This window comes from Streptomyces pseudovenezuelae, assembly GCF_029892565.1.
GTDB classification, from domain to species: Bacteria; Actinomycetota; Actinomycetes; order Streptomycetales; family Streptomycetaceae; genus Streptomyces; species Streptomyces pseudovenezuelae_A.
Map to the genome: position 1 here is coordinate 14,692 of NZ_JARXVH010000029.1, position 21,098 is coordinate 35,789.

The following is a 21,098-nucleotide window of genomic DNA, read 5'->3' on the forward strand; positions in this document are numbered from 1 at the left end:
TTCAGCGCAAAGCCCAAACACCCAGGCCATCACCCCGGTTGATGTCAATCGCCACACGGAAACTAAGCGGAGACAATGGTGCCGGACGGTGTGTTCGGTGAGGAGAGGCACTCGGCCCGACTGATTTGTACGCGGGGGCCGGCTCTATCCGGTCCGGCCTCAGGCGGCCGTATGCCATTTCAGATAATTGCGCCGGCGCCGGGCGCGGACGAGCCGTTCGAGGAGGAGGGCGACGGCCGGAGAGTAGGGCGTCTTCGACGGCTTGCCTGCACCGAGGCGGGCGAGCTGCCGCGACGTGACAGCCTGGACGGCTGCGGATGCCACCATTTTGTTCCGGAAACGGGTGCGGGGCGGGCGGACCTGCACATCACTACCGGCCAGCCACTGCCCTGGCAGAGTGGGGTCGATTGCCAGGGCCGTGGCTATGCCTGCCATGGCGACTCCGGAGTCAATCACTTGTTGGGCGACTGCGCGTCGCCGGATCCCTCCAGTCAGCAGCAGTGGCAGCGGCGAGGTGGCGACGAGCTGCTCGGCGAGTTCAAGGAAGTACGCCTCGCGGGCAAGGGTGCGGCCGTCCGCGGGGGAACCCGCCGTGGCCATGCTCTCGATGCTGCCGCCGGACAGCTCGACCAGGTCAGTCCCCACATCGGCGAGCATCTTGATCACGTCACGTGCGTCGTCGGTGTCGAATCCGCCGCACTGGAAGTCCGCCGGGTTCAGTTTCACTCCCACTGCGAAGCCCGTGCCGACGCGCTCGCGGACCGCGCCCACGACATCGAGCAGCAGGCGGGCGCGGTTGTGCAGGCTGCCGCCCCAGCGGTCGTCGCGCCGGTTTACCAGGGGAGAGAGGAACTGCGAGAGGAGGTAGCCGTGGGCGGCGTGGATCTCGACTCCGTCGAAGCCGGCCTGTTGGGCCCGCTGCGCGGTCACGGCGAAGCGTTCCACCGTCTCGTCGATCTCCTGGGCGGTCATCGGCTGGGGTGTCGGGTACATGCTGGAGAAGCCGCCGATGTCGATCGGCACCGCGGCGGGGGCCCAGGTGGTGTCGGCAAGGTCTTTGGGGATGACGCGCCCGGGGTGGTTGATTTGCATCCAGATCTGTCCGCCTGCCTATTACCGGCCGCCGCCCAGCGCTGGAACGGCTCCAGCGGCGTGTCCTGTTCCAGGACGACATCGCCGGGCTGGGCGACTGCTCTGCGGTCGATCATGACGTTTCCGGTGATCAGAAGTCCGGCACCGCCCGCAGCCCAACGGCGGTAGAGCGTGAGGAGTTCGTCACCTGGCAGCTGCCCCGGCGCTGCGGGCAACTTTTCCATCGCGGCCTTCGCGATCCTGTTGGGCAGCTGAGCTCCGTTGCTCAGGTGCAGCGGATCGTTCAGCGTGGTCATCTCTTCTCCCATGTCATCGGCTCTGAGCGGCCTTGGTGCCGTTGTTGGTTTCGCGCCGCAGGTTCTGGCGTCACGAGGTGGCGGGGTCGAGGTCGCTGGCGTCGTCGAATCCGGCCTTGCGGTTGAGGTTGCCGATGATGCGGGCGACCGTGGTCCGGGGAAGCAGGCGCGACGCCCAGGTTCCGGCGCGGTTGGAGGCGCGTCCGGGGAAGGAGATGGACCGGCCGCGTGCGAAGTCGTCGAGTGTTCTGGCAGCGACGCTGGCGGGGGTGTCCGTGGTCTTCGGGTCCATGGACACGGTCGTACGGTCGAAGAATCCGGTGTCGGTGGCTCCCGGGTGGGCCGCCATCACGCGTACGCCGGTATTGCGGACCTCCTCGGCGAGTGCCTCGGTGAACGAAAGCACGAATGCTTTGGTGGCGGCGTAGCTGGCCTGGTACGGCATGGGCTGGAAGGCGGCGGTGGAGGCGACGTTGACGATGCCGCCGCGACCGCGTTCGACCATGCCGGTGCCCAGGAGGTGGACCAGGCCGATCAGCGCGGTGACGTTCACGTCGACGGACTGAAGGTTGGGTTCGAGGGGACGGCCGAGGAAGGGCCCCACCGACCCCATCCCGGCATTGTTGATCAGGAGGTCCACGTCCAGGCCGAGTTCCCCGATGGCGTCGACCACCGTCTGCGGGGACCGCCGGTCCGCCAGGTCCGCGGCGATCACATCGACTCGGACGGAATGCGCCTTCCGGATCTGCCCGGCAAGGGTGTGGAGTGCGTCGGCCGAGCGGGCGACAAGGATGAGGTGTGCGCCTCGGGAGGCGAGTTCCCGTGCGTAAGCCTCGCCCAGCCCCTTCGAAGCGCCGGTGACCACGGCGGTGGTGTTCGTGTAGTCGTGCATGCGTGAGTGCTTCCTGTTCGGCTGGGCGCCGGTCCGCGTCAGAGCGGACGGGCCTCGGAAAAGACGGGACGGGGGGAGCGTCTCGCTCCGGCGACGGCCTCGTGTCCACAGCGGGAGCGAGGACAAGTACTTCGAGTCTCGAATAAACATAACACTTCGAGACTCGAAGTGAAAAGCTATGATGAGGCCATGACGCGAAGCACCCTTGAGGCAGCGGTGGTGACAAACCACGAGATCTTCATGCAGACCAGCGACCGGATCGAGACCGTCCTGGCTGAACACGGTCTGACGCACGCAACCGCTCAGGCACTCTGGGCGATCGACCCGGCCGAGGCGCCGCCCTCGATGAAGGAACTGGCCGGCCGACTGTACTGCAACGCACCCAACCTCAGCTTCGTCATGAATCAGCTCACCGATCGGGGACTCGTCGAACGTTCCGCCGACCCCGCCGACCGCCGTTCACGCGTGGTAACGCTGACGGCGGACGGCCGACAGGTACGATCCGCGGTGATCGAGGCAACACTGGCCCTGAGCCCCTTCGCCCGACTGGACACCGACGACCTGCTCAACCTGGTGAGCCTCTTGGGGAAGGTGCTCGAACCGACCGCAGGTCCGGCGTGAGATTCGGCAAACGTCAAGACGTAGCATCCAGCGTTCGTGATGTGCTCATGTGCCGGCCCCATTCGGACGCGGCGCGGCCGGGCCGTCCTCGAAGCGCAGGCCGTCGTCGACGAGTACGGGCATCCCCCTCGGGGATCAATGGCCGCTGCTCAACGTCCCAGGACTCCCAGCCCCGGGACGAGAAGAAGCTGAGGATCATGAGCGCCGGGAGTGGACACACCACACGCCTCAGCGCAACGCCCAAACGCCCAGGCCATCAGCCGAGTTGAAGCTCATCGCTACACGGAAACCAAGCGGAGACAATGTGGCGCAGGCGGTGCAGGTCCAGGTCCTCGTCCAGACCGCCGTCGGTCCGCGCCACAACGAACGCCTCATTGATCGAACGAGGCGAAAGGCGCCCCACCCGCTCAGTCACCCACAGCGCCGGATGCCGGCCCGGTGAAAAAGCGGGCCGGATCTCCTCGATCCACTCGCCCAGGACGTCGATCACCCAGTCCATCTCCGGCACCAGCAGCACCGACCGACGCTTGGGCGGAGCCCCCTTGGCCGACTTTCCGTACCGGACCGCCATGCTCCCGAAGCGGTCGAAGTCCGGCGCCGAGCGGATGCGTCGCAGATCGACCAGATCGACCCGTGTCGATTCCGTCCGGCGAGTGCCATACGCATAGATGGTCTTGAGCACGGCAGCGTCCCGCAGCGCGGTGAGCGCCCCCTTCCTGCCCTGGCCACGGATCCTCTTCACCCGCGAGTCCGCCGCGTCGAACAGCGCCTGCACCTCGTCATAGTCCAGCGGGCGCCTGCGCGGATCGCCCTCATACTCCACCGCGTGCAGTACCGAGTTGCCATCATGGAAGACCTCCTGAGGTGCCTCCCCGAACCGCTCCAGGCACAACTCCACCCAGCCGTACCGTGCATCCAGCAGGTACTCGACGAACAAGGCGATCATCACCTCGTAGGTACGAGCCGTGGAAAGCTGGATCGGCTTCGGCCCGCTCCGCAGTTCCGCAATGAACGCCCCGCCGTCCACCGGCGTCCACTGCCACGGATACAGCCCCGTGAACTCGCCCATCCGCTCGACCAGTCGCAGCCGCGATCCGATCGCGTCCTTCTGCAGGACCCGAGCAGCCTGCTGCCTCGCCCACCCCTCACGCATCGCCGAGAACATCGCCGGTTCGGGATCGAGGTGGACGATGTTGGATGCCAGTGCGAGCGGTGCCGCACCGGGAGCCTCAGTGATCACCCGTCCGTTGTATCTGGTGCAACATCGATGCATCTGGTCTTTGCGAGCAGGTCACCGCTTCGAGTGACGTTGCAGCAACCTCACTGCCGAGACGCTGACCAGCACGAAACGGCGCACGGCCAGCTGTAGCGTGTTGCGCTCGATGCAATTCATCCTGTTTCGGATCTTCGACCAGATCCGGCCCGGGGCATACGAGGACCGCAGCGGCTTCGCCACGATTCCCTCGACACCCGTGCCCCTCAATGCCTCGTACCAGAGCAGGGCCTCGCTGCGGTCGGTGGTCGACCAGACCGGCTGGATCGGCGGTCCGATACCGGCGAGCACGTCCAGCAAGACCTGGCGGCGCTCCGAGTACGGGCGCGGACGCAGATCAGGTAGCCCTCCGGCGGGATAGGCCAGGACATCGAAACCCACATAGGTCGCGGGGTGCCGGTCGGCGAGTTCGCGGGCGCGGCGAGGGCGGGAGAGCGCGCGGCACTGCGCGGCTTCGAAGCTGATGCGCGCCTTGCCCTGGTCGTCGGTGACGTAGATGACGGCTTCGCCGTTTATGCGGGCTACCACACCTGTCTCATCAACAGCCCTCTCCGAGGCGGCGTGCAAGGTGGAGCAGATCTCCCAAGCGCAGCAGCCGTCCGTCGAATCCTGGGAGGGGGACGTGGAGCGGCTGGGTCCAGTGGGCGGGAATTGCATCCAGCCCGTAGTACGCCCCCGCGAAGCCTCCGGTCACCGCGGCGACGGTGTCCGTGTCACCGCCCAGGTCGATCGCCGCGCGTATCGCGTCTTCGAAGCTGGTGGTGGTGCGCAGGGCCCAGACGGCGGAGCCCAGGCAGGGCCAGACGGCGCCGTTGAACTCGGTGGCCTGATCGGGGTGCCAGTCGGGTGCGAGGACTGTGGCGTAGCGGTCGCGGTGGTCGGGGTGGACAAGAGCCAGGACGTCCGGGAGCGCGGTGAGGGGGTCGGTGTCCTCAAACGTGACGCGGATGAGTTCGTGGAAGATCGCGGTGCCTTCCCAGGCCGCGCGGTCCCCGTGGGTGAGGGCAGCGATACGGCGGGCCGCGTCCACGGTGGCTTCTTGGCCGGCAGCCGCGAAGTGGACCGCGGAGGTCGATGCCCGCATCAAGGAGCCGTTTCCCGCTGCTCGCCGGTTGACCTGGAAATGGATCGCGGCGGCGAGGTCCCAGGGCATGCCGTTGGTCAGGACGTCTTCGGTCTGCAGGCCGATGTCCTTCGGTTCTGATGCTGCCCACCGCTGGAAGCGGGCGAAGATGTCCGGCAGATCCAGTCCGCCCCGCTCCAGCAGCGACTCCGCGACCAGGACGGCCATCTGCGTGTCGTCCGTGGCCTCGCCGGGGTCCCAGCCGCCGCCTCCGCACATCTCGCCACCGGCACCAGGCGCGGGAAACCGCGCGGAGAACGCTCCCTGGGGACCGAATTCGAAGGGGGCGCCCAAGGCGTCACCCACGGCTGAGCCGACGACCGCGCCAGCGGCCCGCTGAATCCGCTTCATTCGCGCAGGTTATCTGCGTCGAACCGAGGCCGCGCGGCCCTCTTCCTTCCTCGGCTCGCCGAATCATCGGCGGCGAACGCGTCTCGTCCACGGAGGTGCGCCGCCTGAGACACCCTGGGTCTGAGACACCCGCACAGGTCACATAACGCCGTCCAGGACCGTGCCGGGCGGCAGGCGCATGGCGGCCAGCGCGAGGTCCATCCACAGCGCGGTGACGTCCCGGCCGGTCCGCGACTGCAGCCGAACCCCGTCCTCGGTGCGCCACAGCACGGTTCGGTGGCCGTCGACCTTGATCTCATAGGCATGGGGTCCGGTCGGCAGCTGGGTCACGGGTCGCGCGAGGGCGACGTCCACGGGCCATTCCACATGATCAGCCTGCGGCCGCCGGAGGCCGGCCGCCTGCCGGCCGACTCCTGCACGGTCGGCAGACAGCCGGGTGGCATGGCCGTTGCGGAACACAGCGCAAGCCCAACTGCCCAGACGGCCACCCGAGATCAGGGGCAGGGACAGCGGGCGGCCTAACCGGCCGCGGGGGCGCGGCAACCGGCTGACCAGCAGCCTAGCCAGCCGCCAGTCCCATCTCACCCCAGGTTTCCCTGTTTCCCTCCGTTGGGATCAGGGAGGGGGTTCGGCTGGGAGCGGTGGCCGTTCTTGCGGGTCCGGGCCTGTCTGAGGCGAGACGGCGCGAATGGGGAAGGACTGCTTCGACCTCCCCAGGTGTGGCAGTCCTTCCCCGTGCAAGCTCAGTCCGGCTACCCGGGTGACTGCTGTTCACGCCCCGTCTGCCGCATCTGCACGGCTGCCGCCAGGTGGTCCTTCAGGGCGGCCGGTATCGGCTGGCCGGGCGCGGTCGCCGTCACGGCCTCCGCGACCACCCGCAGTTCCACATTCGCGTGCTGGGGCCACCAGGATCGCGGCGCCAGGTCGGCGTTCCGCCCGGCTCGCGCCGTGCGGTCCACCGGTACCTGAGCGCTAATGTCAGGTCGCCTCCCACGGACCCCGAGGACATCGAGAGCCGCCCGCGACATCAGTGCGCGGTGAAGGGTTCGATGGTGAGGGTTCCAGACCCGGCTGCGTGCGTCGTTCCGGGCTTACCTCGCCTTTCAGCGTGCGCTGAAAGGTTTGTGACGCGCGGATTTGGATGGGGAGACTGGCGGCGCTCGCTGAAGGTCGGAGCGTCATAAGTCTGTGTGGAAGGACGTCATGAGTCTCAGCAGAAAGCTCAACCTCGCACTCGCCGCGAGCCTGCTGGCTGTAGGAGCGACACTCGGCACGGCGCAGGTGTCCGAAGCCAAACCTGCGACCATCGCGTGCGCTTATGGGCACGTCTGCGGCGTGGACAACCACGGCAATCGGTTCGACTTCTCCGCATGCGGAAGGAACGAACCCATCGGGCTCTCCGGGCCCGGGGAGTTCTTCAACAATCAGACACCTGGAACCTACGTGTACTGGTTGAACGCCGATGGAAGTACCTATGGAGCCGACGCCGCGGGACAGCACGGATACATCGACTGGACCCCCATCTGGTGGGTGAGGGCCTGCTGACCCAACACCCGCCTCACTCGAACCTGTGGGCCCGTCGATTCGTTGACGGGCCCTTTCCCCTGAGCGTCAGGCCACGGTGATCACCAGCGCGCATGCCGAGTTCGGCGGTCGCGGACCCCGCTCGGAGACTCCTCTGATGAACGACTTGACGTTCTACGCTTCTGCGCAGCTTCCCCCGCAGGCAGCCATGGGAGCGCAGGAGGCAGCTGCCCGGACTGCGGCGAACTGCCGTCAGGCTTTGACTCGGCTTCTTCCGGTCGCCGGACACGAGTGATCCCAGCGTGCGGAACGCCGCCGCGTGGCACAGGCCCGGCCAGGACCGGGGAGCGAGGCGGGCCCGCGGTCGGGGGCGCACCTTCCCTTGCGTCATCGGTTGCGTCTTCTCCTGCGCAGGCCGGATTCCGCGGCCGACTGCCGTTGCTGGTCAGCTGCAGCCCCTTGCTGCGGGCCTGCCCGACGAGCTGGTCGATCAGTTTCTGCTCGACCGTCGCGGCCTCCGGCGACGGATCCGCCTGGTCATCGGCGGCCACGAACTCGGTCACGGTGTCAGTCACTTGATGTCTCTTCCATGATCATCAATTACACCGGTGAGCGTACAGACCCGGGTCCTGGCGCGTGCGGCGTGGGTGTCGCCTCTTTGCTCCCATGTGGCCTGGTCCTTTTGGCCACGGTGGAAAGGTGTGGCGACGTCCTGGCGTCGGCGGCAGTTTGGATGAGGCGGGTCACAAGGACGCGTATCGGCGTCACGGTTACCGCGGTCGTCTACCGGGGTGCCGGTTTCTTAGATCGGCGAGGAAAGAGGGTTACCCATGCGCCTGTTGCGCATACGGGAAGGCAGGAAAGGCAGCATTAAGCGTGCGGGCCCGGCAAGGGCCGTGCGGGCGGCCGCTGCGGTCGTCTTTGTGACGGCGGGCCTCGGTCTGGGTGCGAGCGGCACGGCGGTGGCTGCCCCGGCAGCCGGCTGTTCTGGGGCAGGGCCCACCGTGACGGACTTCTTGGGCACCACGTACGCGACCACCTATTGCAATGCCTACGAGGGCGGCAATCTGGTGCGAGCCGGTTATCCGGTCTACGTGTACAGCGGCTATCTCTACGCCGGTCGGAGCTGGTTCGCCTGCCAGGTGAAGATGGAGGGGGTGGAGAACCCTCCGGTCGGTGAGGCCCGCAACGACTGGTGGCTTTGGACGCAAGGCGACGTTGCCGACGCTGACAACGGCTGGGGGTGGTTCCCCGCCACCAAGGTATCCGGCGGCGGCAACTACGAACCCATTCCGGGCCTTCGCACCTGCTGAACAGGATGTCCAGGCACTCCGGCGTCGGCCGTGGCGGCAGGGCCAGTCATTCTACGGATCGAGGGTGGCGCGAAGCTGCGCCGCCTCCTGCCTCAACTTGTCCACCTCTTGCGGCAGAAGCCGTCGGAACTGCATGTCCAGGAGCACTCGCGCGGCGGGCTCGGTGACGCCGAAGCGCGCGGTGATCCTGTGCACGGCCATGTCAGTCGATTCACACCCTGACACGATATCGACCAGCTCGTGTCTGCGTTCGATCGCCAGGAGCAACCCGTCGAGAACATGCAGGCGTTGCCGAAGGGAACGAGTGGAATCATTCATCTCGACCCTTTCTCGAAATCTGATGAAGCGCGGTGGCAAGAAAGCAAAGCACCGGTGGGCGCGTAGTGCCGTTCGCGCCCACCGGTGGCTCTGTCACCTGTGCATCATGACGAATACTGCCGGAATTCTTGGGAGCCGCCGCCGTCAACGTACCAGCGCCGGGACTCCCAGTTGAAGGCGAACGCCTGGTCACTTCCGGTCGGAGTGAAACGCAGACCGATCGCCAAGTAGTTCCACTCGTTCCTGCGCATCTGGGTGACGTTCCCCGGGTAGATCGTGTACCGGCTGGTCTGGTAGGCCGTGTCGCACCTGGGCCAGTCCGCGAGATTGGGGTCGATCTGCCAGCTCAGGTCGGCGTACAGAGTGCAGTCGTGGTTGTTGATGCTGAACGTCGCGCCCGCCCGGGTCGACAGTTCCCCGTCCAGGGTTGTCTCTCCGGTGAAGAAGATGTTGAGGGCGTAGTGCGCGTCCAGCGTATCCCGCTGCGTGCAGCCTTGCGGATCGCAGTAGCCGAAGATGATCGGCTGGTCCAGACGCCAGTTCCATCTGCTGGTGATCGTGCCGATTCCGTCATTCTCCGGGTCGTTGAGAATGTGGACGTCGGAGGACGCCTTTGGTGACACCACCAGCGCCCGGAGTGCCGTCTGCAGGCTGTCCTGGTGGTTCTTCGCGCGCTGTTTCACATAGCCGCGCGCCTGCGCCACGTCACCGCGCTCGACGGCGGCACGGACCGCCCCGATTTCGGGTTTCTCGCCGCCCGTCACCGCGAAAGCCAGGCAGGTTCCATCCGTGTAGTCCGATGGCGAGCATGCGACCCGGTCCTGTGCGCTCGCAGCAGCCGGAACGATACATCCGGCCAGAGCCGCGACCGCCACCAGGACGCCGGCTAAACGTCTAGACATCAGCGAACACCTCAATTCGTGTGGAACTCCAAGAACTGCGCAGGCGATTTCCCTCCTGCCCAGCCCAGGATTTCCACGCCGCACCACCACGGCAACACGTTTCGACGACAGCCAAATACTGCACCGAGATGTCGCAAATTCCGCTGATCAGAGCCCTGATCGTGTTCGGGTGATCCCTCGCTGGGGAATTCCCCATCCCGTGGCACTACCGCGGTGCGAGGGCGGCGATCACAACCTTCCCGGTCGGGCAAGCAGTGAGATGGTGTCCTGGTGCCGGTGCCCCCCACTTTCGACGAGTGCGCGGCCGAGCCGGGTAGCGCTGTGCAGAACGCGTTTTCCGTCACGCTGGCTGGCGATGAGGCCCGCGGCCCGCAGGACGGAAACCTGCTGACTCGACGTCGGCAGGGAAACCCCGACACTCCAAGCCAGTTCGGATGTCGACTTGCCGACGGCGTCCGCGAGCGACTCCAAGATCGAAGCCCTGGTCCGGCCGAGCAGTGCCGAGAGAGTCGGACCGCCCGGGTCGTCAGCAGGCGCGGCAAGCACTCCAACGGCCTGGCGTTGCACGGGGTAGACAAGGGTCGGTGTGAGCTCCTGGTCCACGAGCGTCAGGACTCTTCGCCAGCAGAAGAAAGACGGCACCAGCCGCAGCCCCCTCCCGGCGAGGTGTAGGTCCCGGTCGGCCGGATAAGGAAAAAACAGGACCGGGGGCTCCCACCGCGCCGTCGGCAACTCGCGGAGCAGCGCTTCGCTGCCGCCGTCGACCAACTGGCGTACGCGAAGGTGCACATCGGCATCGACCTGCTCGCGCAGGTCCTGCCAGACCGGGGCCAGTGTGGCGTCGAAGTAGCCGTGCAGCGCGCGTCCGAGCCGGTTAAGAGGCGCCCTCCTCCCGTCGGCCAGCTCCACCGTCCAGGAGGGCAGGGCCCTGACGCCGCTGAGCATCGTGAGGTCATGCCGCAAACGCTGCGGGGAGGTGCGCAGCACCGTATCGATCGCGCCCTCCGGATCGATCTCAGGCTCTGCGGGGGTGAGGAAGTCCGGGATGTAAGGCCCCAGCGGTACCAGGGGCCGAAGTACCGCGCGCAGGAAGTCGAAGTCCGGCCGCGACAGTTGGGTCACCGAGTGCTGGCGCCACTTCCCGAAGAAGGCCTCACCTTCACGACTTTGCAGTCGGCAGAGGCTGCAGACAACTTCCCACATGGGTTCCGGCTGGCGTGCCAGGCGTATGCGTTGCAGATCGTCAGAAGTGAAGTGAATGCGCAACATGAGGTCCCCTGATCCTCGTGCTGACAGTTTGGCCCCCGTGGGCACATAGCGGGAGGCATATTCGCGTCAGAAGACCCCCAGTCCAGCACCGCTCCCACCGGGATGCCGTGCGAGCGAGACGGGCACGGTCTCGGCGGACGTTTCCGGTTAGCTCTGACCGCCGGGCAGATTGCTCTGTGCCTGGGTCTTTGACCGGCGGTAAGAAGACTGCCGCCAGCGGTCCGTTGGGACGGGTGAGTGCCCAACAGGTCACCCCGCTCGCGGCTTTGGCAAGTCTCACACTCGCCGAACCCGACTGCGTCAAGTCCGCCTCCTGGCAGGCTGTTCAGCCCGGCCCGCGAGAGGTGCCGCTGTCTGCGGGCTAGGACTTCTCTTAGAAGCTGTTGTCTTTCCGGGCTTGAGGACCGTTTCCGCTGGTCGGGCATAGGGTCGGCGATCCCGTGGGAGTTGTGGCCTGGTGTGCTGTCGCTGCCCGGGAGGTCGTGGATGCCGTCGGTGGTTGGGCTGTTGGAACAGCGTGAGCTGGGTGCTCGCCTCGTGTTGACGAGCTGCGGGAGGAAGCCGACCGCGTCCAGGCAGAGTTGGCCGCGGCCGAGCGGGAATGGAAGGAGTGGGCCATCGCCTGCTCGCGGGGCGGCGAAGTACTGGCCCCGGCGGACGAGAGCGGGCAGGACCCCGCCCGGGCCGAGGGGACCGTGCCGGCCGCTGAGGAGCAGTCCGGAAAGACGCCGCGGGTGCCGGAGGCAGCGAAGACGAAGTCGCAGGTTCCGATGTGGTGTGAGGGGTTGGCCTGGTCGGTGCTGTCGGTGGACTACCAGCGGATCCTGGGGGGCGCTCCCGGACCGGGCGCGGCTCCATCAAGGGCCGCTGACCTGCCAGGAGATGGCCGCGGCGTTCGGCATGGATGTGGTGCCGGCGCGGGTGGAGGCACTGCGGTCGAAGGCGAAGCGCCTGGTCGCGGGGCTGGCTGGCCGAGCGGCAGCCGGGCCAGGTCACTGATTCCTAATGCTGTTTGTCAAGCCGTGTGAGCGGCGGGAGGCACGGCCTCGTAGGTCCGTCCGTCGCGTAGGAGCGCCCAGAGGACGTTGACGCGGCGGCGGGCCAGGGCGAGGACGGCCTGGATGTGGCGCTTGCCCTCGGAGCGTTTGCGGTCGTAGAACCGGCGGGAGTCCTCGCAGTGTCGGATGCTGAACAACGCCGAGATGTAGAAGACTCGCTGGAGTCGGCGGTTGTAGCGTCGTGGGCGGCGGAGGTTGCCGCTGATCTTGCCGGAGTCGCGGGGAACGGGAGCAACGCCGCCGAAGCCGGCGAGGCGGTCAGGAGTGCCGAAGAGACTCATGTCGCCGCCGGTCGCGGCAAGGAACTCGGCACCGAGGATCACGCCCAGGCCGGGCATGCTGGTGATCACTTCGAAGTCCCGATGTTCGCGAAACCGGGCCTCGATCGCCTTGTCGAGTTCGGCGACCTGCTGGTTGAGGGCCATCACTTCCCGCGCGAGTGTGTGCACCATCTGGGCGGTCAGTTGTTCGCCGGGCAGGCTGGTGTGCTGGCGTCCGGCGGCTTCCAGAGCTGTCTCGGCGAGCCGGTCAGGGCGCAGGACCTTGCGGTTGCGCAGCCAGGTCTCGAGCCTCTTCTTGCCTGTCCGGCGCAGGGAGGCCGGGGTCTGGTAGCCGGTCAGCAGCATGAGCGGGCCGGTGTTGGTGAGGTCCAGTGCCCGTTCCAGGCCCGGGAAGATGCCGGTGAGCTGGGCGCGGAGCCGGTTGACGGTGCGGGTGCGGTCGGCGACCAGGTCCGTGCGACGCCCGGTGAGGATCTTGAGGTCGGTGACGGTCTCGTCGCTGGTGCGTAAGGGGTGCAGGTCGCGGCGGATGCGGGTCTGGTCAGCGATGACGGCGGCGTTTTTGCCGTCGGTTTTGCCTTCGCCGCGGTAGCTCTCGGAGGCGCGGTGAATGGCCCGGCCGGAGATGTAGTGCACTGGCTGGTCGTGGTTGAACAGGATGGTGATGGCCAGGGCGGCTCCGCCGTCGGCCAGGTCGATGCCCCAGGTCACGTCATCACCCAGGGCCAGGACGTCGGTGAAAAGTTCCAAGAGTTCGGGTTCGTCGTTGGCGACGCGTCGGGACAGCAGCCGGTGGCCGCTCTCGTCGATCGCGACGCAGTGGTGGTGCGTCTTGCCTGCGTCGATGCCGGCCCAGATCATGGCCATGTGGTGCCTCCGCGCGGTGTGGTCCTTGTGCCTCCCGACGGACGACCTCGCTGTCGATTCCCTACTCAGCGATCATTCGCAATTCCTAATTGGCAGCCGAGTCGTCGTGGGGCACCGGGCGGCCAATCAGTGGAAGCCACAAGCGGCAGAGCTTTTTGAACCACACCCGGTGCCCCTGGGTGGGTGAACCATACGAGGGGCTCACCGCGTCCCGCAGAACAACGTAGGGAGCTTCTTCGAGTTGGCCACCGATCAGGTGACGGTCCATGAAGCGCAACGAGCGAGGCCCCCGGGCTGTTGATCGAGATGTCTGACGTCTCAACCACATTGCTCGGGGGCCTCGTTGGTCATCTATCCTGCCGCACTCGACCTGCCCCATGCGCTCGTGGAGCGGGTCACGATGCTCATCGTCACCCGTGAGGGTGACCGGCGCTGCAAGCTCCGCCCGTCCCAGCGCGCGATGGTGGCACTGGTGTACCTGCGCGAACACACCACCCTGGCGAAGATCGCTGCCGGGTTCGGGATCAGCGAGTCCACCGCCCACGCCTACACCAGCACGGTCATCCGCCTGCTCGCCGAACGTGCGCCGGGCCTGCTGAAGGTCCTGCGCGAGGCCGATGCGGACTTCGTCCTGCTGGACGGCACGCTCGCCGAGTGCGACCGGGTCGGCGACGGCCGGGCCGACTACTCCCACAAACACCGCCGGCACGGGGTGAACGTGCAGGTGGTCACCAACCCAGGCGGCCGGCTGCTGTGGCTCTCACCCGCACTGCCCGGCCGGACTCACGACCTGACCGCCGCCCGCACCCACCGGATCATCCGCATCTGCGAGCGCCAGGGCGTCCCCATCCTGGCCGACCTCGCCTACCAGGGCGGCGGCCCCTGGGTGAGCACCGGCATCAAACGCAGGCCCCTGCAGGAACTCACCCTCACCGAGAAGACCCTCAACCGGGCCCTGGCCGCGGCACGGGCACCGGTCGAGCGCGGCGTCGCACGCCTGAAGTCCTGGCGCATCTTCCGCAGATCCCGATGCAGTCCAAACCGCATGACGTCAATCGCCAAAGCCATCCTCACCCTGGAGCGGCAACGCTGAAGAAGCTCACTGAGCGAGATCGACGCGCGCGGCGCGGGCAGGGCGGCGAGTCCGGTCCGCCGGGCGTGGTCCACCAGGTCCTGGGGGGGTCAGGCCCGGCCAACGCCTTTCCGACGTGGTCGAGCATGGTGGTGGCCGCGGCCAGAACGGCTTCGTCGTCCAGTGGGCGGGCGGGGATGTTCATACCCTTGGCCGACAGCTTCTGCAGGCTGCGGAAGAGGTCACGCATGTGGATCTCGCGGATCGTCAGCGACAGGTGCACGGACAGGCCGCCGCTGCCGACGGCCTGGTGGGGGAAGCCGCGCGGAATGTAGAGGACGTCGCTGGCGTACATCGTCGTGCGCAGCACCTCGGCCGGCGGCTCTCCCTCCACTCTGCCGAGCCGCCAGTCGCCGTTCGCCGGCCCCTCGTGGACGCGCCAGTCCTTGCTGCCGTTCAGCTGCAGGACGAGCACGTCGGGGTGTCCGGCGGTGTGACGAAGCAGAACGCCACCACGGGCCACTGGAGTTCTCCTAATCTTCTCCTCGGGGGAAAGGGTCGCCCAATGAGGCCCGTCTGATCTTTCCGCTCGCTGTCCTTGGAAGAGAACCCGTTGGTGCCGTCTTGATCAAGGGAGCGACTATCCCCAGAGCCCCGGAAATTATCCTAATCTTCTCCTCGGGGGACTTTGTATGACCATTCCGAATTTCCACGAAGCACCTAGGCGTCGTGCCCCCCATCACAGCCACATCGCTGACTTCGGGAAGCAGACGAACCTCATATTCAAGACGCGCCAGGGTCACGTCATCGTCCGAGGACAGCCTCCCGACGATGAAGAGATAACCTTCCTGGTTCACGAACCCCAGATCGCCGGTGGGCAGGACGGCCGGATCGTCAGATCTGAGGTCCGCCGGACGCAAAGACACAGTGATTTCCCCCATGGCGCCGGGCGGGACCTCCTGCCTGTCGCGGCGGATCTGCACCTGAACTCCCGGCAAGGGTTTGCCGACCGAGCCGGGATACTTCAACCACTCCGCTGTTGTGATTTCCGTGATCGTGCCTCTGGATGTGCCGTAGTACTCGTGAAGCACCGGGCCCAGCAGCTCGATCGCGGACCGCTTGACAGCCGGTGGGCAGGCGGCGCCGCCATGGAAGACCGCACGTAGCCGTCGGTCGGGGGCCCGGCCCGCCTCGACGACATCGAGCAGGCAGTCTGGGGGCAGCATTGCGCTGTCGGCGCCGAACCGGTCGGCCAGGTCGGCGAAACCGTTGGGCGACCACGTACGTTGGACCACCACGGCGCTGCCTGCCTGGAGCGCGTAGAGTGCGGGGCCGAGAGTGCCCAGGTGGTACGTGGGGCCGGCCATGATGTGCGGCCCGAAGCTGATACCCGCGGCGTAGCGTTCCTCGACGGCGACTCCCTTGTATGGGCGCCAGGGATGGGCACGGGGCACACCTTGAGGCGCGCCCGTCGTACCCGACGTGGAGAACGCGAGAAAGCCGGCTCGCTGCCGGGGTGCCGGTGCGACCAGCGCAACCTGTGGAGCCGATTGCAACAGCAACGTGTCGGTCACTACGGGGCAGGGAAGTAACTTGTCCAGGCTTGCGGCTTCGACGCTCGCCACATGCATCGTGACGTTCATGTCGGCAAAGAGGGATCCGACCGTCTCGGCCGTCATTTCCCCGGTCTCGACCGGGAAGAGGCCGTATCCGTACTTGAGGGCCGCCAGCGCCAACGCGAAGAACCGCGGCCCCGTCGGTATGTCGGTAGAAATCATGCTGTCGTGGTCCATGCCAATGGTGGCCAGGCCCTCTCCCAGCCTGTCGGCCCTGTCGGTCAGCTGGCTAAAGGTGTAGGTGCCGTCGTTGCCTACTGCGGCAATTCGATCTGGATGGAGCTGCGCTGTTTGCCATGGATTCCACACATACGCTTTCAAAGCCGATCTCCTTGCGAGTCGCCGCTGCCCACGGCGGCATCCGCATGGGGCTCTCGGCCCCCGAGCACGGCCGCCAACTCCCCGAAATTCGGTGTACGCAGGACCAGTGTCGCGTCAAGCAACTTGCCTAGGCGCTGCTCTAATGCGGTCGTGATCTCGACCGCCTCGATGGAGTCTCCGCCGAGCGAGAAGAAACTGTCTGCGGAGGATACTTCGCGGCCGAAGACCTCCTCGACTGCGGCAAGGACGTGACTGAGGGCGGCGTTCGGCGGTGTAGTGCTCATACACCCATCCCTCCGAATTTCTGGACAGTCGACGGAGAAAGGCCGTCAATGAGAGATTTCGCTATGTTCTGCGCCAGCGGGCGCCCAACGCGCTGCCCGTCGAACAAAAGAGAGACCTCTATACCGTCCAGATACTCGTCACACCGCAGATGCAATGCATAGGTGTCAACCCAGGAGATGCCCATGAGTGGATAGGCGCTTGAATCGACCCGCAGGGCCTCTTCCTGACGGGTGGGGGCCATCTCCCTCTCAATCTGCCTGATGTTGATGAAGATGCCCGGATCCAGTTTGCGGCCGTCCACTTCGAACTCGCGAATCAACGTGCGCAGTCCCTGGGAGTCCATCTGCTGGAACCGCAATGCGTCGAGCATCTGCCCGCCGACCTCTGCACAGACGTCGAGAAACCCCGCGCCGGCGTCACATACTTTGAGGGGGCCCGCGCTGGCGAACATGCCAACCACATCATGCTCGGCCGACCTTCTTGAGTCCATGGAGGTCCACAGGCTCACCTCCTTGCGGCCGGAGTGCCGGTATAAGGCGCGAACGAACGCGCTCACAATGCACTGCATCACGGTGCAGCCTGCCGACCTGCTGGTCTCCCTGATCGCGTCCATGACTTCGCCGGAAAGGACCTCCTCCACCACACCGCTCTCCGTCGGCACAGCTCCTTCCGGGCACCGCCAGGAGTGGTGCGCCTCATGCGCGAGCCTGTCGCGCCAGCTGTCCCGGACACGCTCCATGTGCGCTATTCCGAAGCTCTTGCGCTGACGATGAGCCGCCTCGGCGAACGACGATGCCGTCCACGGGACGGACTCTCCCCGCACCAGTGCCGTGTAGTCCCGCCAGATCTCGCGGGAGAAGAGGTCCAGCGCCCGACTGTCGAACACGAGGTTCTGGAACGTTGCGAGGAATGCGTGGCACTCCCCGTCACGACGGAGCAGCCGAAACTTGAACGGCCGACCTCCGTCAGGCCATGGCGCCACGAAGTCGCGGGACAGCAGCAGTGAGGCATAGCGGGAGAACTGCTGGGCGGAAGATGCCTTCACGGCCTGATGGTCGACGGTCTTCTCCGTCACGCCCAAGGGACGTACACGCTGGGCACGCACCGGATCCTTACCGGCGGTCGGCAGCAGGTCCATGCACAGCGCATCGTGCCGTCTGACGAAAGAGTCCACTGCCTGCTCGAAGAGAGCGGGGTCGAACTCGCCGGTGATCTCGCATGCGTACCAGACGTTTTTGCGTGACACCCCCGGTCCGGGAGATTGCGCATAGTATCGATCTTGGCCATACGTGAACGGAACAGGCTGCTGTTCCTGTACGTCGTCCGTCATGAAAGACAAAGGAACTCACTCCCATTTTCTTTGAGCCAGGCCGGGGTGCCCTTCTCCACTATCTTTCCCTCCCGTACCACGAGGACTTGGTCCGCGTATTCCAGGACAGTCAGCCGGTGTGCTATAGCCACCACGGTGATTCCCGATTTCATCAGTCCGTGGAAGATCTCCTTCTCCATGACTGGATCCAGGGCCCCGGACGCCTCATCGAGAACAAGCAGGCGCGGCTTCCTCGCCAACGCGCGGGCAAGAATGACGCGCTGCCGTTGTCCGCCCGAGAGGCCATGTCCGCCAGGACCGACGAGGGTGTCGTATCCCATGGGGAAGGCAGTGAGCTCCTCGTGGATGCGGGCTAGTTTGACAACTTTGACCACATCATCCTCGGTAACGTCCTCGAGACCGAATGTGATGTTCTCGCGAATTGATCCGGCGAACAGATGAGCATTCTGGTTCACATAGCCGATCTTCCGTCGATAACTGGGTCGATCGACTGTGGCCAGGTCCGTGCCGTCCACCATGACGGTGCCTCCGGTGGGTACACGCAAAGCGGCTAGCAGCATCCCCAGCGTCGACTTTCCGGAACCTGAGCGCCCGAGGACGGCGACGAACTGACCGGGTTCTATCGTCACATTCACGTCGGACAACGCTGGACGATGACTTCCGGCGTACTGAAATGAAAGCCCTTCCGTCCTGATAGCAGCGGCCTCAGTGGTGGTCCTGCCGGTGGGCAGCCCGCGTGGTTCGGGCTTGGCCCGCAGGATGTCGTCCAGCCTCGCCAGCGCGGGACCCACCGAGGCGAGTTGCGCAGCCGCGTCGAATAGGCTCTCCAGCGGGGCGAACAGAGCGATCGTCAGCGTCATGAACGCGATGGTTCCGCCGAGCGAGGCATCGCCGGCCAGCGCTCGCCACGTACCGACCAGGAGGACGGCAATGGGAGCGACAAACTGAAGAGCTCGGCTCAGTGAAGTGCAAACCGAGAGTCGCAACTGGGTGGAGAGGCGTGTGTTGACCTCGCGGACGAGCACATGAGACCAGCGTTCAGCCGCCTCTCCCTCCACACCAGCAGCTTTGAGGGTCGTGATGCTCTCCAGCATGTCCATGAGCTCGTTCTGGGTACGCGTCTGCTGCTCCAGAACCTCATAGTTCATACGGGTCTGCTGGCGCCATGTGATGGAGAGGACGCCGACCTGGCCGGCGATCAGACCGATCACCAGGCAGGCCAGTACGGGGTCGACAACGAGGATGGCCACCAGATAAACGGCTATCAGGATGCTGTCGAGTGCCGCCGACACCGCCGTGATGCTCAGCACACGATTGAGATTGCTGCCGGTGCGGACCCGCATCGCGAGATCACCGGAGCTGTGGACCGTGAAGAAGTCGTATGGCAGCGCAGTGAGATGTTCGACGATGCCCCAGGTCAAACTCTTCTCGATGGCGGCCTGACGTTTCACCAGCAAGGATGAGCGGACGATTTGCAGGACGAGAAACAGCGCACAGAGAACTCCCAGCCCCACGGTGACGAGGGACAGTCGGCTGTTCAGCCGACCGGGGAGCACATGGCCGACAAGGAAGCTGATTGCAAGCGGCAGAGCGAATTCAAAGCCCAGCAGCACCATCGACACGGCGGCGATTCTGGTGAGTTCCTTCTTGGGGGGGATGAGGTGCTGCAGCCGATGCCAGGGGGTTGCCTGGAGCCGACGCCGGGAGGGCTCCTTGACCGCCTTGCTCGTGCCAGGCAGGGCTGCCGGCGCGATAGGGGCCTCGAACTCTATGGCGACGCCTGTAAAAGCCTTGGCGATGGATTCACGGCTCAGCCGTCTGTGTCCGACCGCAGGGTCGACGACGTCGGTGTAATTGCGCGTCGAACGCTCCAGCACCACGAAGTGATTGAAATTCCAGAAGAGTATGCTGCCCGGCGGCAGCAGCTGCAGACCGTCCAGATCCGCTCGCACTCCCCTGCCTTTCAGTCCATGGGACCGCGCGGCCTCAAGGAGGGAACGTGCCGAGGAACCGTTGGTTCCGGAGCTGACGAGTTCACGGATCTGGTCAAGTTCCGCATCGATACCGTGATGACGGAGTGTCATGACCAGACAAGCTGGACCGCAGTCGCTCACCTGGGTCTGGTAGCAGATCGGGATACGTGCCCGACCCCGGTTTCCGCGGTACGCACGCCACGCTTCGGGCCGCAGGAAGTGCCGCGGGCTGCGGAAGAACGAACGACCATCGAGTACGGACCCGAGTCCATCCTGTCCATGACGATGCTCAAGGGCTTCTTGGCGAAAGCGTGTATTACCCGTCATTTTTCAGTCCTTAAGGGTGCATGGAGCGGGTGCGATTGCACGCACCCGCTCCATGCACCCGATGTCCGTTCAACCGAGAATCGTGAGTCCGCTTCCCTCTGCCCTCAGGCGAGAAATCCGGTCCGCAGACGGACGGCTCCTCCTAGCAGCCGTCAAGGACGATGCAGCAGCCGTAGGGGACGGTAGCGGAGCCTCCGAAAAGGTCGTCCAGATCCTGGTCGGACAGTTCGGTGAGGTTGATCTGATTGTTTTCCATAGGATTTCCTGTCTTGGATGGTTTTCCTCAACCCGGAAGAGAGTGCTTGGCGATATGCCGTCCGTAGGCATCTTGTACTAGTAGGTGTCACCGACGGAAAGTACCCGACTCGCTTCAGGCTCTGATTTGGCGACCGTTTCTCTGCTGGCCACTCCAGCAGGGAGATTAACAGGGTGCAGATCGACTATCAAGACCGCTCATCGCCCGCAATAGATAGGGCTGGTTGAAGAGAAAATGGCAACAGAAAATCGCCCCTGCGGTGCATCTTGTTTTCTTCAAGCCTGCATTCGACATGCATCACACAGGGGTCGTTGTTGAGCAGATATAAAATCCCGGACTGCACTTCAGTGCGGTGCTCAGAGTCAGGAACCGGAGCCTCGTGTTCCAGTGCGCTGCTTTGCGGGTGAACAGAGTACCGATCCGCTGAATCGATCCCGGATTGTTCATGCAGATCCTCCTGATACAGGATGTGTGATCATGCCCCGATGGCGCCGACGGAAAGGCGTCGAAGGCGAACGAGCTGAGACGGAAACCGGCCGCCGACTGGGAAATGAATTCATAGGCGGCACGGAACCACGTGACGAGCGGTCGGGCGGGATTATCACCCGACTCGCTGATACAGGTTCGCCCGCGGGTACGTCATAGTTTGTGCGGCGGACTCGGTTAATCTCGGATCAATGATGGAGTCATGCTCTCACAGCGAAGCACTTCCCCAAAAAGCATCATGGCAAGACTAGT

20 protein-coding genes and 1 pseudogene are annotated in these 21,098 nt (G+C 65.4%); 5 read left to right on the forward strand and 16 right to left on the reverse strand.

Annotated features, from left to right (window positions below; all coding sequences use genetic code 11):
• Nucleotides 1–159: 159 nt before the first annotated feature.
• Nucleotides 160–1,092 carry a 2,4-dienoyl-CoA reductase gene (locus M2283_RS46900; RefSeq protein WP_348538987.1) on the reverse strand — a complete coding sequence of 311 codons (933 nt, stop codon included), beginning with the start codon at nucleotides 1,090–1,092 and terminating at the stop codon, nucleotides 160–162.
• 366 nt (nucleotides 1,093–1,458) lie between these two features.
• A complete protein-coding gene (locus M2283_RS46905) occupies nucleotides 1,459–2,280 on the reverse strand; it encodes an SDR family NAD(P)-dependent oxidoreductase (protein WP_280882734.1) in 822 nt (273 codons plus the stop codon).
• A gap of 189 nt (nucleotides 2,281–2,469) precedes the next feature.
• Here M2283_RS46905 and M2283_RS46910 point away from each other — a divergent pair, with 189 nt between their 5' ends.
• The gene (locus M2283_RS46910; protein WP_280882735.1) at nucleotides 2,470–2,901 is read left to right on the forward strand and encodes a MarR family winged helix-turn-helix transcriptional regulator; all 432 of its coding nucleotides are present in this window, start codon (nucleotides 2,470–2,472) and stop codon (nucleotides 2,899–2,901) included.
• 256 nt (nucleotides 2,902–3,157) lie between these two features.
• Here the strand turns inward: M2283_RS46910 and M2283_RS46915 are convergent, their stop codons facing one another.
• The 5 genes from M2283_RS46915 to M2283_RS46935 form a co-directional block, all read right to left on the reverse strand.
• Nucleotides 3,158–4,141 carry a tyrosine-type recombinase/integrase gene (locus M2283_RS46915; RefSeq protein ID WP_280882736.1) on the reverse strand — a complete coding sequence of 328 codons (984 nt, stop codon included), beginning with the start codon at nucleotides 4,139–4,141 and terminating at the stop codon, nucleotides 3,158–3,160.
• A gap of 51 nt (nucleotides 4,142–4,192) precedes the next feature.
• Nucleotides 4,193–4,702 carry a hypothetical protein gene (locus M2283_RS46920; RefSeq protein ID WP_280882737.1) on the reverse strand — a complete coding sequence of 170 codons (510 nt, stop codon included), beginning with the start codon at nucleotides 4,700–4,702 and terminating at the stop codon, nucleotides 4,193–4,195.
• Between the two features lie 10 nt (nucleotides 4,703–4,712).
• Entirely contained in the window at nucleotides 4,713–5,648 is a 936-nt protein-coding gene (locus tag M2283_RS46925) for an ADP-ribosylglycohydrolase family protein (protein ID WP_280882738.1), read from the reverse strand.
• Between the two features lie 138 nt (nucleotides 5,649–5,786).
• Nucleotides 5,787–6,002, reverse strand: coding sequence for a hypothetical protein (locus M2283_RS46930; protein WP_280882739.1), 216 nt, complete (start codon nucleotides 6,000–6,002; stop codon nucleotides 5,787–5,789).
• Nucleotides 6,003–6,400: 398 nt separating this feature from the next.
• Nucleotides 6,401–6,535 carry a hypothetical protein gene (locus M2283_RS46935; protein ID WP_280882740.1) on the reverse strand — a complete coding sequence of 45 codons (135 nt, stop codon included), beginning with the start codon at nucleotides 6,533–6,535 and terminating at the stop codon, nucleotides 6,401–6,403.
• Between the two features lie 316 nt (nucleotides 6,536–6,851).
• Between M2283_RS46935 and M2283_RS46940 the strand changes: the two genes are divergently transcribed.
• Both M2283_RS46940 and M2283_RS46945 read left to right on the forward strand, forming a co-directional pair.
• Nucleotides 6,852–7,193 (forward strand): hypothetical protein, encoded by a 342-nt coding sequence (locus M2283_RS46940; RefSeq protein WP_280882741.1) that lies wholly within the window; start codon nucleotides 6,852–6,854, stop codon nucleotides 7,191–7,193.
• Nucleotides 7,194–8,002: 809 nt separating this feature from the next.
• The gene (locus M2283_RS46945) at nucleotides 8,003–8,485 is read left to right on the forward strand and encodes a hypothetical protein (protein ID WP_280882742.1); all 483 of its coding nucleotides are present in this window, start codon (nucleotides 8,003–8,005) and stop codon (nucleotides 8,483–8,485) included.
• 51 nt (nucleotides 8,486–8,536) lie between these two features.
• Here the strand turns inward: M2283_RS46945 and M2283_RS46950 are convergent, their stop codons facing one another.
• The 3 genes from M2283_RS46950 to M2283_RS46960 all read right to left on the reverse strand — a co-directional run bounded on the left by M2283_RS46950 (nucleotide 8,537) and on the right by M2283_RS46960 (nucleotide 10,974).
• Nucleotides 8,537–8,803, reverse strand: coding sequence for a DNA gyrase subunit A (locus M2283_RS46950; protein ID WP_280882743.1), 267 nt, complete (start codon nucleotides 8,801–8,803; stop codon nucleotides 8,537–8,539).
• Nucleotides 8,804–8,907: 104 nt separating this feature from the next.
• Nucleotides 8,908–9,678 (reverse strand): hypothetical protein, encoded by a 771-nt coding sequence (locus M2283_RS46955; protein ID WP_280882744.1) that lies wholly within the window; start codon nucleotides 9,676–9,678, stop codon nucleotides 8,908–8,910.
• 255 nt (nucleotides 9,679–9,933) lie between these two features.
• The gene (locus tag M2283_RS46960; protein WP_280882745.1) at nucleotides 9,934–10,974 is read right to left on the reverse strand and encodes a winged helix-turn-helix domain-containing protein; all 1,041 of its coding nucleotides are present in this window, start codon (nucleotides 10,972–10,974) and stop codon (nucleotides 9,934–9,936) included.
• Between the two features lie 486 nt (nucleotides 10,975–11,460).
• On the opposite strand from M2283_RS46960, the pseudogene M2283_RS51815 reads away from it, so the two are divergent.
• Nucleotides 11,461–11,980: pseudogene (locus M2283_RS51815) on the forward strand (hypothetical protein).
• A 9-nt stretch (nucleotides 11,981–11,989) separates the two neighbouring features.
• Here the strand turns inward: M2283_RS51815 and M2283_RS46965 are convergent.
• Nucleotides 11,990–13,180 carry an IS110 family transposase gene (locus M2283_RS46965; RefSeq protein WP_280882746.1) on the reverse strand — a complete coding sequence of 397 codons (1,191 nt, stop codon included), beginning with the start codon at nucleotides 13,178–13,180 and terminating at the stop codon, nucleotides 11,990–11,992.
• A gap of 343 nt (nucleotides 13,181–13,523) precedes the next feature.
• Between M2283_RS46965 and M2283_RS46970 the strand changes: the two genes are divergently transcribed.
• Entirely contained in the window at nucleotides 13,524–14,273 is a 750-nt protein-coding gene (locus tag M2283_RS46970) for a transposase (protein ID WP_280882747.1), read from the forward strand.
• Here M2283_RS46970 and M2283_RS46975 read toward each other — a convergent pair.
• The 5 genes from M2283_RS46975 to M2283_RS46995 are packed head-to-tail and all read right to left on the reverse strand — an operon-like array spanning nucleotide 14,251 to nucleotide 20,104.
• Nucleotides 14,251–14,775 carry a JmjC domain-containing protein gene (locus M2283_RS46975; RefSeq protein ID WP_280882748.1) on the reverse strand — a complete coding sequence of 175 codons (525 nt, stop codon included), beginning with the start codon at nucleotides 14,773–14,775 and terminating at the stop codon, nucleotides 14,251–14,253. The genes M2283_RS46970 and M2283_RS46975 overlap by 23 nt on opposite strands.
• 10 nt (nucleotides 14,776–14,785) lie before the next feature.
• Nucleotides 14,786–16,189: a class I adenylate-forming enzyme family protein gene (locus M2283_RS46980; protein ID WP_280882749.1), complete on the reverse strand. Its 1,404-nt coding sequence runs from the start codon at nucleotides 16,187–16,189 to the stop codon at nucleotides 14,786–14,788.
• Nucleotides 16,186–16,473 carry an acyl carrier protein gene (locus M2283_RS46985; RefSeq protein WP_280882750.1) on the reverse strand — a complete coding sequence of 96 codons (288 nt, stop codon included), beginning with the start codon at nucleotides 16,471–16,473 and terminating at the stop codon, nucleotides 16,186–16,188. Before M2283_RS46985 ends, M2283_RS46980 begins: the two co-directional genes overlap by 4 nt.
• A complete protein-coding gene (locus tag M2283_RS46990) occupies nucleotides 16,470–17,804 on the reverse strand; it encodes a condensation domain-containing protein (protein WP_280882751.1) in 1,335 nt (444 codons plus the stop codon). Before M2283_RS46990 ends, M2283_RS46985 begins: the two co-directional genes overlap by 4 nt.
• The gene (locus M2283_RS46995) at nucleotides 17,801–20,104 is read right to left on the reverse strand and encodes a peptidase domain-containing ABC transporter (RefSeq protein ID WP_280882752.1); all 2,304 of its coding nucleotides are present in this window, start codon (nucleotides 20,102–20,104) and stop codon (nucleotides 17,801–17,803) included. The genes M2283_RS46990 and M2283_RS46995 overlap by 4 nt, the downstream gene beginning before the upstream one ends.
• Nucleotides 20,105–21,098: the final 994 nt, after the last annotated feature.